Origin of the sequence: Acinetobacter sp. 22512 (assembly GCF_052044755.1) — a bacterium.
Classification (GTDB): Bacteria; Pseudomonadota; Gammaproteobacteria; order Pseudomonadales; family Moraxellaceae; genus Acinetobacter; species Acinetobacter pittii.
Genome location: NZ_JBQENP010000009.1, coordinates 39,742 through 55,368, shown reverse-complemented (window position 1 = coordinate 55,368; position 15,627 = coordinate 39,742). Strand labels below are relative to the sequence as shown.

The 15,627-nt window shown below is 40.7% G+C and carries 11 protein-coding genes and 1 pseudogene; 4 read left to right on the top strand and 8 right to left on the bottom strand.

Going from position 1 to position 15,627, the window contains the following annotated elements:
- Positions 1-154: 154 nt before the first annotated feature.
- Entirely contained in the window at positions 155-3,637 is a 3,483-nt protein-coding gene (locus ACTJJG_RS11280; RefSeq protein ID WP_372552619.1) for an indolepyruvate ferredoxin oxidoreductase family protein, read from the top strand.
- A gap of 61 nt (positions 3,638-3,698) precedes the next feature.
- Here the strand turns inward: ACTJJG_RS11280 and ACTJJG_RS11275 are convergent, their stop codons facing one another.
- Complete coding sequence (locus ACTJJG_RS11275) at positions 3,699-4,502, bottom strand: thioesterase family protein (protein WP_032056434.1); 804 nt, start codon at positions 4,500-4,502, stop codon at positions 3,699-3,701.
- 197 nt (positions 4,503-4,699) lie between these two features.
- Positions 4,700-6,502 (bottom strand): acyl-CoA dehydrogenase C-terminal domain-containing protein, encoded by a 1,803-nt coding sequence (locus ACTJJG_RS11270; protein ID WP_032070495.1) that lies wholly within the window; start codon positions 6,500-6,502, stop codon positions 4,700-4,702.
- A gap of 306 nt (positions 6,503-6,808) precedes the next feature.
- Here ACTJJG_RS11270 and ACTJJG_RS11265 point away from each other — a divergent pair, with 306 nt between their 5' ends.
- The gene (locus tag ACTJJG_RS11265) at positions 6,809-7,258 is read left to right on the top strand and encodes a PaaI family thioesterase (RefSeq protein ID WP_079284144.1); all 450 of its coding nucleotides are present in this window, start codon (positions 6,809-6,811) and stop codon (positions 7,256-7,258) included.
- 16 nt (positions 7,259-7,274) lie between these two features.
- Here ACTJJG_RS11265 and ACTJJG_RS11260 read toward each other — a convergent pair whose 3' ends face one another.
- From ACTJJG_RS11260 to ACTJJG_RS11235, 6 genes and pseudogenes are all read right to left on the bottom strand, one after another.
- The gene (locus tag ACTJJG_RS11260) at positions 7,275-8,495 is read right to left on the bottom strand and encodes an MFS transporter (protein ID WP_069119022.1); all 1,221 of its coding nucleotides are present in this window, start codon (positions 8,493-8,495) and stop codon (positions 7,275-7,277) included.
- Between the two features lie 18 nt (positions 8,496-8,513).
- Positions 8,514-9,830: pseudogene (dcaP, locus tag ACTJJG_RS11255) on the bottom strand (outer membrane trimeric porin-like protein DcaP).
- A gap of 36 nt (positions 9,831-9,866) precedes the next feature.
- Positions 9,867-10,520 (bottom strand): 3-oxoacid CoA-transferase subunit B, encoded by a 654-nt coding sequence (locus tag ACTJJG_RS11250; protein WP_000116039.1) that lies wholly within the window; start codon positions 10,518-10,520, stop codon positions 9,867-9,869.
- Entirely contained in the window at positions 10,520-11,188 is a 669-nt protein-coding gene (locus ACTJJG_RS11245) for a 3-oxoacid CoA-transferase subunit A (protein WP_000608704.1), read from the bottom strand. Before ACTJJG_RS11245 ends, ACTJJG_RS11250 begins: the two co-directional genes overlap by 1 nt.
- A gap of 47 nt (positions 11,189-11,235) precedes the next feature.
- Complete coding sequence (locus tag ACTJJG_RS11240; protein WP_019767847.1) at positions 11,236-12,519, bottom strand: MFS transporter; 1,284 nt, start codon at positions 12,517-12,519, stop codon at positions 11,236-11,238.
- A 58-nt stretch (positions 12,520-12,577) separates the two neighbouring features.
- A complete protein-coding gene (locus ACTJJG_RS11235; protein ID WP_000617391.1) occupies positions 12,578-13,732 on the bottom strand; it encodes an acyl-CoA dehydrogenase family protein in 1,155 nt (384 codons plus the stop codon).
- 311 nt (positions 13,733-14,043) lie between these two features.
- Here ACTJJG_RS11235 and ACTJJG_RS11230 point away from each other — a divergent pair, with 311 nt between their 5' ends.
- Positions 14,044-14,832: an enoyl-CoA hydratase gene (locus ACTJJG_RS11230; protein WP_069119020.1), complete on the top strand. Its 789-nt coding sequence runs from the start codon at positions 14,044-14,046 to the stop codon at positions 14,830-14,832.
- 29 nt (positions 14,833-14,861) lie between these two features.
- On the top strand, positions 14,862-15,623 hold the full coding sequence (locus tag ACTJJG_RS11225) for an SDR family oxidoreductase (RefSeq protein WP_069119018.1): 762 nt from the start codon (positions 14,862-14,864) through the stop codon (positions 15,621-15,623).
- Positions 15,624-15,627: the final 4 nt, after the last annotated feature.

The window sequence follows — 15,627 nt, the reverse complement described above, 5'->3', positions numbered from 1 at the left end:
ACCACAATGACTAAATGTACATACATTGGCACTAATTCTTTTTAAGAAGAGGAACCGATCTTTTTTTATTTCGTATGTCACTTGCTCCAAATATTCAACTGGATGTTGAAAAAAGAAAGTAGTCCGAGCTACTAAAAATTCTAAGGAGATATAAATGAATATAGCTACAAAAGTCACTCCAAATATTATTGCAACAAAGGATGTGTCACTTGAAGATAAATATGTAAGTGATAACGGTACAGCATATATGACCGGCATTCAGGCACTTGTTCGGTTGCCTCTTGCCCAAACTCGCCGTGACGCGATGAATGGTTATCATACTGCTGGTTTTATTTCTGGTTATCGCGGTTCTCCTGTTGGTAACTATGATAGTTTCCTTTGGCAAGTTCAAGGATTACTTAAATCCCATAATGTTGTATTTCAACCTGGTGTAAACGAAGACTTGGCTGCTACCGCAATTTGGGGTACCCAACAAGTTAACCTTTCAGGCCAAGGCAAATATGATGGAGTGTCTTCATGGTGGTATGGTAAAGGCCCGGGTGTTGACCGTTCAGGCGATGTACTCCGCCATGCTAACTTAGCTGGTACCTCTGAACGTGGTGGTGTCGTTGCTTTATTTGGTGATGACCACTCATGTAAATCTTCTACAATCCCGCATCAGTCTGAACATGTCATGATTGGTTGCGGTATTCCAATTTTCTACCCAACATCCGTTCAACAAATTTTAGACTTTGGTGTTCACGCCATTGCGGTTTCACGTTTTTCTGGCCTTTGGTCTTCAATGAAGCTGGTGAGTGAAATTGTAGAAACTTCTGCTTCTGTTCATGTCGATCTAGACCGAGTGACTCCAGTTATACCAGAAGATGTCAATTTCCCAGAGGGTGGCGTTAACATTCGTTGGCCAGATCACGGCATTCAGCAAGAAGAACGTCTTTATAAATACCGTTTACCTGCTGTTTTGGCTTATGCCCGCGCCAACAAAATCAATACCGTTACATGGCCTTGTGAAAATGCCCGTATTGGTATTGCTGCAAGTGGTAAAGGTTATTTAGATACCATTGAAGCCTTACGTATTTTAGGCATTGAAGATGAAACTGCCCAACAACTTGGGCTACGTGTTTATCAGGTTGGGATGATTTGGCCTTTAGAACCTCAAGGTGTTCGTGAGTTTGCCGAAGGCTTGCAAGAACTGATCGTTATTGAAGAAAAACGTCCAATTATTGAAACACAAATTAAAGATGAGCTGTACTCACTGCCTGATGGCAAACGTCCACATGTGATTGGTAAAGCAACTGACGGCAAAGGCGAATGGAGTACTTCTATTGAAGAAGCACCGCTCATTGGTCACTATGAGTACCAGCCTGAACCTATTGCAAAAATGCTGGCTGCTCGCTTCTTAAGACTCAATATTCCAGAAAGCTTAAAAACACAAATCCAAAGCAGAATCGACTTACTATTAAAAGCAGAGCAAGAATCAAAACGTGTTATTGATCTTGCAGAACGTAAACCTTATTTCTGTAGTGGTTGCCCTCATAACTCTTCAACCGTAGTTCCTGAAGGTAGCCGTGCATTAGGCGGTATTGGTTGTCACTATATTGCAGTTTCACTTGACCGCGGTACCGAAACATTCTCTCAAATGGGCGGTGAAGGTGTAAGTTGGGTGGGTGCATCACCATTTACCAATGAAAAACACATTTTTGCTAACCTTGGTGATGGAACCTATTTCCACTCTGGTTACTTAGCAATCCGTCAGTCTATCGCTGCAAAAACCAATATTACCTACAAAATCCTCTACAACGATGCAGTCGCTATGACAGGTGGTCAGCATGTAGATGGACATTTGAGTGTTGCGCAGTTAACTCGCCAGCTCGCTGCCGAAGGCATTAAAAAACAAGTTATTGTTACTGATGAAGTTAAACTATTAAACGAAGAAGATGGCATTGCACCGGGTGTCGAAATTCGCCACCGTAATGAACTCGATACAGTTCAACGCGAGCTTCGAGAAATTACAGGTGTGACCGCTTTAATTTATGTACAAACCTGTGCCAGTGAAAAACGCCGTCGTCGTAAACGTGATGCCTATCCTGACCCAGCTGAGCGTTTATACATTAACAGTGATATTTGCGAAGGCTGTGGCGACTGTTCAAAAAAATCAAACTGCTTATCGATTGAGCCAGTAGAAACAGCTTTAGGCACTAAACGTCAAATTAACCAAAGTAGCTGTAATAAAGACTTCACTTGTGCCGAAGGGTTCTGCCCTAGTTTTGTGACTGTTCATACACGTGATATGAAACGTCCTGCTAAATTTGAAGGTATTGGTGCAGGCTGGCCAACATCACCAGTTATTCCTCAGTTATATGACGTTCCAAGTCGTATTATGGTTGGTGGTATTGGCGGTACAGGTGTTGTGACTATTGGTGCACTGCTTGGTATGGCAGCTCACCTCGAAGGTAAAGCAACCCGTGTGATGGACATGGCAGGTCTTGCGCAAAAAGGTGGTACGGTTTATTCATACGTACAACTTGCAGCAACTGATGAGCAAATTTCTTCTACCAAAATTCCAGCGGGCCAATGTGAATTACTCATCGGTGCAGATGCTGTAGTTGCTGGTGGTAGTGCTGCTCTCTCTCGCTTAAAAGATGATGCTTTGGTTATTGTGAATGAAGACAGTACTCCTACTTCTGAGTTTATTAAATCTCGTGACTGGTATGCGCCTATTAGCGATTTAATTGATCGTCTTCGTGGTCGTGTTCGTCAAGGTCAACTGGTTTCTCTGCCAGCAGCTCGAATTGCAACACAACTCTTAGGTGATTCAATTTATACCAACCAGTTATTACTAGGTATGGCTTGGCAATCTGGTCGTATTCCATTACTGCGTGAAAGCATTGAAAAAGCAATTCGCCTAAATGGTACGGCTGTTGAAAAGAACCTCGAAGCTTTCCGTGTAGGTTGTCATCTTGCAAGTGACCCGACTTTAGCTGCTCGTTTACTTGCAGCAATGCCAAAAACCAAAACTCCGCAAACTTTGGCTGAACTTGTTGAAGATCGTTGTGCTCGTCTAACAGACTACTGGAACGAAGCTTACGCAAGTAAATACCGTACGCTTGTAGAATTAGCTGCTAAAAAGTTACCAGAAGAATTAACAGGTACGATTGCAACTCAGCTTTATAGAGTCATGGCGTATAAAGATGAATATGAAGTTGCACGTCTTTTAACAGGTAAAAGCTTCAAAGAATCAATTGAAACCCAGTTTGGTAAAGGCTTACGTTTAACGTATCACCTTGCCCCACCAGCATTACTCGGTGGTCTAAAAAATGTCCGTAAACGTGCGTTTGGTTACTGGATGCGCTTCCCAATGATGATGCTTGCTCGCTTACAATGGCTTCGTGAAACTTTCCTTGACCCATTTGCACGTCAAGAAGAGCGTCAACACGAACAAGCATGGCGTGATCGTTACATCGCATTTGTTGAAGCACTTGTTGAAGCACCAGACAATCATAACTTGGCAGTTGCTGAACAAATTGCAAAATTACCGGCAGAAGTTCGTGGTTATGGGCATATCAAAATGAAAGCAATGGACGCTGCAAAACAACGTTGGGATGAACTTACACCAACATTGCTCAAATTCCGTAACTAAAAATTAAATCTCAAAATAAAAAAGTCATCCTTAGGGATGACTTTTTTATTGGCTCAAAAATTTATTTAGCCATTTTACGTAAAGTCAAAATCTGCTCGCTTCGTCCAAATGGACCATGTACGTCATGTAAAACTGCACTGGTTAAACCAATACCATCCGAACCATATTGCTGAACGGTTTCCAGACCTAGCCATTTCCCTTGCGGATAACGGTGCATGTGGATTTGCAAATCAAGATTTGGAAAGCCCCAAGTAAATTCGCCTTCTTGTCTTGGGACAATGCCGTTTGCCGCATCTACCATGCCAATTAAATGCGCAAAATCTGTGGTCGGCTGCCCTTCCACGATTTCTTTATCATTATTCAGCCAAACAATCCCTTTGCCTGCGCGATGCTGATCATCAGTTTTAGTGACGAGTGTCTGGATAAAACCACCCGGCCATCTTTTCATACCTGTCCATTCTGTAAAGGTATCTGGATGATGAACTGGCTGATCTTCAAGCCCAGCAATATCGGAACTGTCTTGAGTACACATGCGCCATGCTCTAGCCACAATACAGGTTTTACCTTGTGCTTGCATTTCGGCTTCAATCAATTCAATGGTTTTACCGGCACGAATCACATGTGTTTTAATCGTAAACTCACCAAATGCAATCAATCCAAAAATATCAAAACTAATTCGACCAATTCGCATATCTTGTCGCGGTGAAAACTGTTCTAACTCTGCTGCGATTACACCACTTGCAGGTGCCATATGCTGTTCATGAGGGTTCCAAGCCCCTTGTGCATGGACAGTTGAGCAATAATGAGCAATGACTTCACCTTGAGGACCAATTGTTCTATTCAGTAATTGATAATAAGCATTCATGATTTTCTTTCCGTAGTCCTTATCCAACATCAATATTTGATGAAAATTCACGTTTTAATGCTTATGTTAACCCTCTATTTCTTTGGCTCAACTGGTTTTTCCTACCAAAAACTGATGAGTCTAAAATTACAAATTTAATCACTAGGTAAAATTCCGTACATAAATTTTTACCTAGTGATTCTAAAAATGACTATTCACTAAAAAGCAAAAGCATCTTGATCGAGCTCCATCACAGCGTCAGCACCAGACTCGATAGAAGCAGCATGACTCTGTGTACGATGCAAAAGCTTTTGATAGAAAAACTTAGCAGTAGTTAATTTTGCTTTATAAAAAGCTTCCTCTTGTGTACCCAATTCTAATTTTTCATGGGCAACTTGTGCCATTCGAGCCCATAAGTAAGCGAACACGACGTAACTGGAAAAATAAAGATAATCTACTGAAGCAGCCCCTATTTCTTCAGGGTTGTGCTTGGCTTTCTCTGCAATCGTTTTGGTCAGTGACAGCCATTGCTGCTTAAGCTCAGCTAATTTTTCTAAATAAGGTTTCAAGACTTCATTGGATTGCTGTTGACCAATAAATTGATCAATTAAGTCGGTCATATTTTTTAGAAGTTTGCCTTCTGACTTGAGGACTTTACGTGCAAGTAGATCTAAAGACTGGATTTCGGTCGTTCCCTCATACAATGTTGAGATACGCGCATCACGTACAATTTGCTCCATACCATGCTCAACAATGAAGCCGTGGCCACCAAATACTTGAACGCCATGCTTGGCAGACTCATTACCTGATTCTGTTAAAAAAGCTTTGGCAATTGGCGTTAAAAAAGCCAGTAATTCATCAGAGTGTTTTTGCTGTTCCTGATCGTTTGAACTTTCGACAATATCGACATGCTGAGCTAAAAAGTAAGCCAGTGCACGGCCGCCTTCAGAAAACGCTTTTTGCGTCATTAACATCGAACGTACAGCGGGATGCACAATAATTGGGTCGGCATTTTTCTCAGGATATTGAGAACCAGATAGCGAACGCATGGCAAGGCGCTCTTTGGCATAACTTAATGCGCCTTGAAATGAAATTTCAGAAGCAGCAAGCCCTTGTACTGCCGTTCCAATACGTGCGGTATTCATAAAGGTAAACATACAATTGAGCCCGCGATTTTCCGGACCAATCAAATAACCTTTGGCACCATCAAAATTCAGTACACAGGTGGCATTTCCATGAATCCCCATTTTATGTTCAATCGCACTACAAACGACTTTATTACGGTCCAGCACCTGACCATCATCACTCACATTAAATTTAGGCACAATAAATAAAGAAATGCCTTTGGTCCCTGCGGGTGCTTGAGGCAAACGAGCTAAAACAATATGAATAATATTTTCTGAAAGATCATGCTCACCCGCCGAGATAAAAATCTTTTCACCCGTAATGGAGTAGCTACCGTCCGGATTTGGTTCTGCTTTTGTTCTAATTAATCCAAGGTCCGAACCCGCATGTGACTCGGTTAAACACATGGTTCCAGTCCAGACACCACTAATGAGTTTAGTCAAAAACTTCTGTTTTTGTTGCTCGGCACCATGGTGCTCAATTGTTCTCATCGCGCCATGAGATAAGCCGGGATACATCGCCCAAGCCCAATTAGAACCACATAACATTTCAGAAATCGCAATCCGCAGCAATGTCGGCAAGCCCTGCCCACCATATTCCGGATCGGCGGTTAATGAAGTAAACCCAAGCTCGGCATATTTTTGGTAGGCTTCTTTAAAACCTTTTGGTGTTGTGACTACGCCTTGATTTAAATGACAGCCTTCCTGATCACCATTTTGGTTAATCGGTGCCAACTCATTTTCACAAAAATCTGCTGCTGCTTCTAAATATTGATCAATTAATTCTCGATTTACACTTTCCTGATATTTGCTTAAACCTTGGTAGTTCTGTTCTGTTTGAAGCATTTCATGCAGCACAAATTGCATATCGCGTAATGGAGCTTTGTATAAAGGCATAGTTTTTCCCTTCCACGTTACTGCCTTTGTTATAGGGGCAGATATCGTTTTTTCCTTAAAATGGACTTTTATTGTTTCAATCTCACCAAAATATCAAAAAATTTCTTATAGCAAAATACATTTTCACTAATTTAATAAAATCATCCTAGCTTAGCCATAGATAAAAAATATAACTATATGTTTTTAAAATAAATATAAGATAAAAAGTATTTAGTCTCGTTTAACTAGAATAATTTTTTATTTTGTATTGCAAAATTTTATTCCGTAAAAAATCAATTTATAGTATGGTGATTAGACTGCTTAATCATGCAAGGACGATTTATGGAAAGCCCGAAATACACAGGTCTTGAATTTTTAACCGCTTTAAAAAATGGTGAAGTTTCTCCATCACCTATGGCTCACACCATACCAATGGAACTCGTTGAAGTTTCCGAAGGTAAAGCAACTTATAAAGTTACTCCTCGCAAAGAACATAGAAATATACAAGGCGGTGTACACGGCGGCTTTTGCGCCACAGCTTTAGATACAGCAACAGGCAGCGCAGCTCATACATTACTTGAACATGGCGTTGGTTATGGAACCATTGATTTAAATGTAAAAATGATCCGCCCCATGCAGGTTGATACGTCTTACTATGCGACAGCCGAGTTGATTAATGCGGGCCGGAATATTATTAGTACCGAAGGTAAAATCGTAGATGAGAACGGCAAAGTGTATGCTTTTGCTTCAGCAACCTTAATGATTATTCGCAAATAATAAAATTTTAAAGCTCCTATTTATGGAGCTTTTCTTGCTTGGCAATCTTGCCCATTTCATAAAAATCTAAACGATCAATCAAGAAACTTGTTATTGCCATCGCTAAACCTAAGGCTGCACATGCTTCCCATCCCCAATGTTTCCATGCATACACCGCAATAAAAGAACCTAAGGCGGCTCCGCCAAAATATAAGGTCATATAAATTGAATTAATACGGGAACGTGCCTCGGCCGAAATTCGATAGACCAAATTTTGGTTAAGCACATGAAATGCTGACAAACCGAAGTACGCCATAATCACACCAACAGCGTAGGCAACCAGAGACTGCTGAGCAAAAAATAGTGGTATCCATGCACTTATTAATAGGCCCATGCAAATTACTGCAATTTTATTTTCAAGTCCTGCTGCAATTTTCTTACCTGCCCAAGGGGTCGCAAACACACCTGCCAGTCCAACAATCCCAAATAAACCAATCTGGAAATCGTTAAAGTGATAAGGCTCATTCGCCAAAATAAAAGTCATAGTAGTAAAAATCAGAGCCAAAATTCCAAAGCCAATTCCCCCTGCCAAACCACGGCGCAGTAAATGAGGCTGATGAGCTGCTAATGAAAATAATGAACCATAAATCTGTAGAATATTGAGTTGATGAGACTTACGTGCAACTGGCAACTTCACCCACATCACCCAAGCAAACACCAAAATGACAATTCCACTAATTAAATAAACCGCATGCCAAGACCAAACTGTAGAAAGTAAGCCTGCAATAGAACGCGCCAACAATATTCCCAAAAACAAACCACTCATGAGAGTGCCTACAACTTGAGGGCTTTTTTTAGGACTAGCTAAACCTGCGGCGAAAGGAACTAAAACTTGTGTCGCAATTGAAAAGAATGTGGCTAAAAAGGTAAAGCCATATAAAGCTGGCAAGGTTTGACTTAAAGATAACCCTACTTGGGCAAGGCCTGTACAACACATGAGCAAGCAAATATAACTTCGCTTTTCAAAGAAGTCGCCTAAAGGAACTAATATAAAAAGGCCAACTGCATATGACAGTTGGCTAATCACAATAGTTAAAGCAACTTGATCAGCATTAACTTTTAATGCTTCAGCAATCGAATAGATTAAAGGCTGGTTATAATAGTTTGAACCCGCACAAATTCCACATGTCATTGCCATGATAAAAATAAAGCTTTTTGACAGTATATTTTCTGCATTGGGCTCAACTATTTTTTCCATTTTTAATTACGTCCCATTTTAGAATTTATACATCGATACAAAGTTTACGCGTGATACATCAGCGGTTCTGCCATCAAATACTTCTCGTTTGCCTTGATGATATTCCATACCAATATCCATTTGCTCAATCGGTGAATAAAAGACGTTAGCTGCGTAGTCCGTTAGACGTTTGTTGGCATCTGGGTTGAGTTTGGCATAAGCAGTGTCGTCATCATAATCAAACATTGAAGCCGATAAGTTTGCACGCCATTGCTCATTGAATTTATATGAATAACCAATATTGATGCTATTCAACTTATTCATAACCAAATCTGTTTTGTCTTCGTTTAAAGAGAAATCACCCGCGGCATTTAAATTTGTTGAATTTGCCAACCCGCTTTGGGTGGTATACGGCATAAATTTTTGATCACCGACAATATATTGATAATTTGCTTGTACTGATTGTTGTGGCGTGAGTTGATATTTTAAACCGCCTCCAGCACCCCAGCTTACTTTCTTCACCGTGGCAGTTGCGACATCTGTAGACTTTTCATTAATAAAGCCTTGAGCAAGTGCCGTTAGAGGCCCCTGTTTAAAGGTATAGCGACCCGTTAAAGTTGGAAATGCCGAGACTCTCGAACCTGTATATTCCAAAGCTACTTTTAAATCATTATTGGCATCAATTTTCCAGTCATAGCGAATTTGAGGAGTACGCGTATAAGAGGTTCCCACAAATTGGGTGTAATCAACAGCTTCTGTACGGGTTTCCATATTAGACATGAGTGACCATGTTTGACCAAAGGTCCAGTCTTTATAGGTAAAAAATGCATGGCGGATGCGGAATTTACCATCCCCCGTTCCCATGTTAGAGCTATCAAAGAAATCGGCTTCAATATTCCCTGTAACTGCTTTATTTGGGCTATTAAAATAAACACCTAATCGGCTTGCATTAATCATGGCATCGGAACGTGCATGGTTTGAACGTTTTTCACTTTCAAAAGGTGTTCGGTACAAACTGCTGGTCGTTCTACCACCCGAATCTGGTGAAGATTTAAAATCGACCGCCGCATCAATACGGGCAATACCGTAAACCTAAACGTTATCCGTCCAAGTGACCCACGAAGGAGCAACAGGCTTCTCTGTTACAGTCGCTTTAGTTTTTTCAATGTTCTCTTCAATTTTCACCTGTTTGACCTGTAAATTATTTTGAGTTTGTTTCTGAGCAGCAAGTTCTGCTTTTAATTTTTGCAGCTCGGTTTCTAGCAAATTAATTCTTTGTTCTGTCGTATCTGAAGAATTTGCAAAAATAGTCCCTGAAGCCGCAGCACAAGCTGCAGCTAAAATTAATTTTTTCATCTTTTAATCCTTAAAGAAGCGTTTTTCCGTGTGTATTTAGGCTACACGTGCATCAATTAGTTCACAGTCCGTGACTGCCTGTAATTCATCAAAAGTTAAGCCGTCTACCATTTCCTTGACATAAGCTTTTTGGTCCTTGAGTTCAATAATGCATAAATCGGTATAAATACGGTTTACACACTGCTCACCCGTTATTGGATAGCTCAGTTCTTTTACAATTTTGGGCTCACCTTTTTTAGTGACATGCTCCATATAGACATAAATCGTTTTTGCGCCGACCGCCAAGTCCATAGCACCGCCGACTGCTGGTACATCATCCGCTTTACCGGTATGCCAGTTTGCCAAGTCTCCATTTACCGCAACTTGGAATGCACCAATCACACAAATGTCCAGATGGCCACCACGCATAATGTCAAACGAGTCGCCATGATGCATAAAGCATCCACCATCTAACAAAGTGACAAGTTCTTTTCCGGCATTAACCAAATCTTGGTCTTCTTCACCAGGTTGTGGTGGTGGACCAAAAGCTAAAACCCCATTTTCCGAATGTAGAAAGATTTCTTTGTCTTTAGGCAAAAATTTAGCAACGTTGGTTGGTAAGCCAATACCTAAATTGACATAGGAACCTTCAGGAATGTCGTTGGCAATGAGCTTGGCAATATCTTCACGAGAACGTTTTTGAACTGACATTAGATATCTCCTACTTTTACAACGTGCTGAACAAAAATTCCCGGTGTAATAATGCACTCTGGGTCAAGCGTTCCTAGCTCTACGGTGTCATTCACTTGAACAATCGTGGTCTTGGCGGCTTTTGCCATAATTGGCCCAAAATTGCGGGCTGCTTTGCGATAAGTTAAATTGCCCCAGCGGTCAGCTTTATCGGCATAAATCAGTGCAAAATCAGCTTCAAGTGGATATTCAAGTACATAGTTTTTACCGTTGATGGTTCGGGTTTCTTTACCCTCGGCAACTTTAGTGCCATAACCAGTCGGCGTAAAAATAGCGCCCAAACCTGCACCAGCAGCCTGAATACGACAAGCCAAATTACCTTGTGGAACCAGTTCTAACTCAATTTTTCCAGCTCTATATAAGTCTTGAAAAACGGTTGATCCAGCAGATTTTGGAAATGAACAAATCATTTTTTTAACACAGCCAGCAATAATGAGCTTGGTTAGGCCACGGTCACCAGAGGCCGCATTGTTATTTACAACGGTGAGTTCTTTTTTTCCTAAATCGATTAAGGCTTCAATTAATTCAGCAGGTTGCCCCGTCACACCAAACCCGCCTGTCATGATGGTTGCCCCATCAGGAATAGCTTTTAAAATCGGTTCAATGTCACTGGTGATTTTATTTATCATCTCACTTGTCCCTTTTCATCCTTAATTTAAGGTGACAGATTGATCTGTCACTCTGCCTTTTGCGGGTTAAATAGTCGGTCTTTAATAAATAACAATGGGATTACACCGCAGATAAAATAAGCCGCAGCCATCACCAAGAGTCCTAAGCCAATAGAACCGTTTTGCGATAGAAAACCAATTGTTAATGGAGAGAAAATTGAAAGCACTTTGCCAATGTTATAAGCACCACCCACTGCCGAGCCTCGAATAGAAGTCGGAAAGCTTTCTGTCATATAGGTGGCATTAATTGCGTACGGAATACCGTAAAGGAAACCGAAGAACAGCATCATCCATAAAATATTGGTTGGTGTATTTAAATAGACAATGACCGGAATAAATAAGGCTGTGCCAATGGTTCCAAAAGCGAATACAGCGCGGCGTCCTAATTTATCGGCAACGATCCCTGCGATTACTTTGGCAAACATCATAATCAGGAAGGTACCGACCATATACATCGCCATTTCTTTAAACTTGATGCCTAGATCAGACTCTAAATAAGCCGGTAACCAGTTACTTACGCCGTAATAACCAAACTGCAATGCACCAGTACTAATAATCCAAAGCACAAACATGGTGCCATGTTTTTTATCTCTTAAAATCTCAAAATATGGATTTTGACGTTTTTTAGGCTGGTTACTTTGAGCAACTTCTAACGCTTTTAATTGACGCGCTTTTTTCCAAGACTCAGGTTCAGGTACGCAAAAGTGCATTAAAACTGACAACACCACAGGCGCAATTGCAATCCAGTAAAGGAAACGCCAGCCATGTTCAGGAATAATATGTCCAGCTAATAAGGTCGCGAGTAAAGAACCCAGTGTATAACCAGTCATGAGAGTAGCCAAAACGGTCGAGCGATGTTTGGTTGGCACCATTTCAGACATTAAAATATTACAGGCAATATAAAGTGCGCCTAAGCCCATCGCTCCAAATGTTCTTAAAACTGCAAATTGCATATAAGAATCAGTAAAACCCAGTGCACTGGTTAAAACTGAAGAATAAGCAATAAAGAATACAATAATGCGAACTCGCCCAAAACGGTCACACGCCCAGCCGCCAATCAGACCACCCACAGCGGAACCGAAAAGCGTTAAGCTACCTAGCGTTCCAGCTTGTACACCCGTTAAATGAAATTCTGTTTTAAGACTGGTCAGGCTCAATGCCAAAAAACCTAAGTCTGCCCCATCACACAACAATGTTAAAAAAGCGAATATAAATGCGGTAATCCAAATCTTTTTTGGTGTTTGGATAGCTTCACTGCTAGCCGTATTTTGGGTAACTGTTTCTGTTGTCATGTCCATATCCTCAGAAGGAACATGAGGCATCCAATGCCTCATGGCATTTGATTTTTTATTAGGCTGTAGCTTCCCTAATCATGTTTTTAGCAATAATAATTTGTTGAACTTGCGTGGTTCCTTCATATAAGCGGAACAAACGCACATCGCGATAAAAACGCTCAATGGCATATTCACTGATATAGCCTGCACCACCGTGAATCTGTACACAGCGGTCAGCAACGCGTCCGCACATTTCAGTCGCAAACATTTTGGCGCATGATGCTTCTGTGCTAATGTTTTCGCCATTGTCACGACGGCGAGCTGCATCTAAAACCATACATTTAGCTGCATAAATCTCGGCTTTTGAGTCGGCAAGCATGGCTTGAATCAACTGGAAGTTTGCAATAGGTTGACCAAACTGTTTACGCTCAATCGCATAGTGCAATGCGTCGTTTAACATGCGTTCGGCAACACCCACGCTATAGGCACCAATGTGCAAACGCCCTTTATCAAGCACTTTCATCGCCGTTTTAAAACCAACACCTTCTACGCCACCAATCAATGCAGAAGCAGGCACACGGCAATTTTCAAAAATCACATCACAAGTGTGCGAACCCTTTTGCCCCATTTTTTGGTCAATTTTGCCCAACGTAATGCCAGGCGTATTTGCCTCAACTAAAAAAGCTGAAATACCACCAGACCCTTTAATTTCAGGATTGGTTCGAGCCATTACGGTAAAAGTTGCAGCATGAGGTGCATTGGTAATAAAACGTTTGGTGCCGTTTAACACATAAAAATCACCGTCTTTAACTGCGCTGGTTTTTAAAGAGGCAGCGTCAGAGCCAGATTCAGGCTCGGTTAAACAAAATGAACCAATAATTTCGCCACTTGCGTAACGAGGTAAATATTTTTGCTTTTGCTCTTCTGTGCCATCAATCAAAATTGCACTTGAACCAATACCGTTATTAGTCCCAATTAAAGAACGAAAAGCTGGTGAAGTTTGTCCAAGTTCAAATGCAACTCTGACTTCTTCTTCCATGGTGATACCTAAGCCACCATATTCTTCGGGAATTGTGAGGCCGAACAAACCAAGCTCACGCATTTGCTGCACAATGTCATCCGGAATTTTGTCTTTCTCTACCACTTCGTTTTCACGAGGGATCAATTCATTTTTTACAAAATCTCGAATTGTTGAAAGTAACTGCTCCAACATCCCTTCATCACGGATCATCTGTGATCTCCCTTTTTATGTATTTCCATCGTACCCATCAGCCATCTCCAGCTTGTCTGGATATCATGTTTTAAATCTTGTTTACTGCGGATGTGTTTCATAGTACGAGAACAAAAATACAAATTTCAAGCTTTTTTGAAAATTAATTTCGTTTAACGAAATTTAAAATTATACCATTACACAATATCAATAACTTATCTTGTTTTATAGATCATAATCGTTAGAACAGACTAAATAAGGCTTGAAATAAATTCCAAAATAAGCATCATAAAAGGAATATAGTTTTGATATGCGAAACAAGGAATTCAAAAATGAGTGTATTAACAGGGAATAATTTCGTAGAAGTCGACTTTTCTATTCAAAAAATAGCGATTGTAAAAATAAACCGACCTGAAGCAAAAAATGCACTGAATACAGAGGTTCGCAAACAACTAGCACAAGCTTTTACCGAATTAAGTTTTAACGATGAGATCAATGCGGTTGTGCTCACAGGTGGTGAAGAAGTCTTTGCCGCAGGCGCAGATCTAAAAGAAATGGCAACCGCAACTTCCACAGAAATGTTATTGCGTCATACGGAACGTTACTGGAACGCGATTGCTCAGTGCCCTAAACCGGTGATTGCTGCTGTAAATGGTTATGCATTAGGTGGTGGCTGCGAACTTGCAATGCACGCTGACATTATTATTGCAGGTAAAGGCGCAACCTTTGGCCAACCGGAAATTAAAGTCGGGTTAATGCCGGGTGCAGGTGGTACACAACGTTTGTTCCGCGCTGTGGGTAAATTTCATGCCATGCGCATGATTATGACGGGTGCCATGGTGAAAGCCGAAGAAGCTTATATCATCGGTCTTGTTTCACAAGTCACAGAAGATGACCAAACTATTCCAACTGCGATTCAAATGGCGCAAAGCCTCGCAAAAATGCCTCCTATTGCCCTGCAACAAATTAAAGAAGTTGCCTTAATGAGCGAAGATGTTCCATTAAATGCAGGCTTAACCCTAGAACGAAAAGCATTCCAATTACTGTTTTCTACCGAAGATAAAAATGAAGGTGTTCAAGCTTTTATTGAAAAACGTAAACCGTCTTATCAAGGTAAATAATTTAAAAAGATAATAACAAAGGAATGAGCATGACCAGAAAAGTATTAATTAGTGCAGGTGGTTCAGGGATTGGACGATGCATTGCCGAAGCATTTTTAAACAATCATGATGAAGTTTTTGTTTGTGATATTAATGCTAAAAGCCTAGAACAATTTCAAAAAGACTATCCAAAGCTGCACATATATACCTGTGATTTAGCTGATCATGAGCAAATTAAACTCATGTTTAGTCATGCAGTTCAGAAACTTGGCGGTATTGATATTTTAGTTAATAACACAGGCATTTCAGGCCCGACTGTTGCCGCAGATGAGCTAAGTTTTGAAGATTGGAATACAGTTATAAATTTAAACCTGAATAGCACTTTTTTAATTACCCAATTAACAATTCCCTATTTAAAGAAAGCAGAAGCAGGCGTGATTATTAATATTTCATCTATTGCCGGACGCTTAGGCTATCCATATCGATTAGCTTACTCCACCTCAAAATGGGGACTGATCGGTTTTACCAAAACGCTTTCTATGGAACTTGGTGCAGACAATATTCGAGTTAACGCTATCCTTCCGGGTGCAGTCGATGGTGATCGGGTTCAACGCGTATTACAGGCCCGCGCCGATGTAGCAAATACCTCACTTGAAGAAGTGACTCAAAATGCACTGAAAAATCAGTCGCTCAAATATTTTGTCAATCCAAAGCATATTGCAGATTTATGCCTATTTTTAGCGTCAGACAGTGGTCGCTCAATTTCAGGGCAAATCTTACCCATTGATGGTGATAAACAATGCTTAAGCTAAATCA

What these genes read in the sequence shown, in the direction of transcription:
- ACTJJG_RS11280 (WP_372552619.1), top strand. Translation starts at nt 155, where the DNA reads ATGAATATAGCTACAAAAGTCACTCCAAATATTATTGCAACAAAGGAT.
- ACTJJG_RS11275 (WP_032056434.1), bottom strand. Translation starts at nt 4,502, where the DNA reads ATGAATGCTTATTATCAATTACTGAATAGAACAATTGGTCCTCAAGGT.
- ACTJJG_RS11270 (WP_032070495.1), bottom strand. Translation starts at nt 6,502, where the DNA reads ATGCCTTTATACAAAGCTCCATTACGCGATATGCAATTTGTGCTGCAT.
- ACTJJG_RS11265 (WP_079284144.1), top strand. Translation starts at nt 6,809, where the DNA reads ATGCAAGGACGATTTATGGAAAGCCCGAAATACACAGGTCTTGAATTT.
- ACTJJG_RS11260 (WP_069119022.1), bottom strand. Translation starts at nt 8,495, where the DNA reads ATGGAAAAAATAGTTGAGCCCAATGCAGAAAATATACTGTCAAAAAGC.
- ACTJJG_RS11250 (WP_000116039.1), bottom strand. Translation starts at nt 10,520, where the DNA reads ATGTCAGTTCAAAAACGTTCTCGTGAAGATATTGCCAAGCTCATTGCC.
- ACTJJG_RS11245 (WP_000608704.1), bottom strand. Translation starts at nt 11,188, where the DNA reads ATGATAAATAAAATCACCAGTGACATTGAACCGATTTTAAAAGCTATT.
- ACTJJG_RS11240 (WP_019767847.1), bottom strand. Translation starts at nt 12,519, where the DNA reads ATGACAACAGAAACAGTTACCCAAAATACGGCTAGCAGTGAAGCTATC.
- ACTJJG_RS11235 (WP_000617391.1), bottom strand. Translation starts at nt 13,732, where the DNA reads ATGATCCGTGATGAAGGGATGTTGGAGCAGTTACTTTCAACAATTCGA.
- ACTJJG_RS11230 (WP_069119020.1), top strand. Translation starts at nt 14,044, where the DNA reads ATGAGTGTATTAACAGGGAATAATTTCGTAGAAGTCGACTTTTCTATT.
- ACTJJG_RS11225 (WP_069119018.1), top strand. Translation starts at nt 14,862, where the DNA reads ATGACCAGAAAAGTATTAATTAGTGCAGGTGGTTCAGGGATTGGACGA.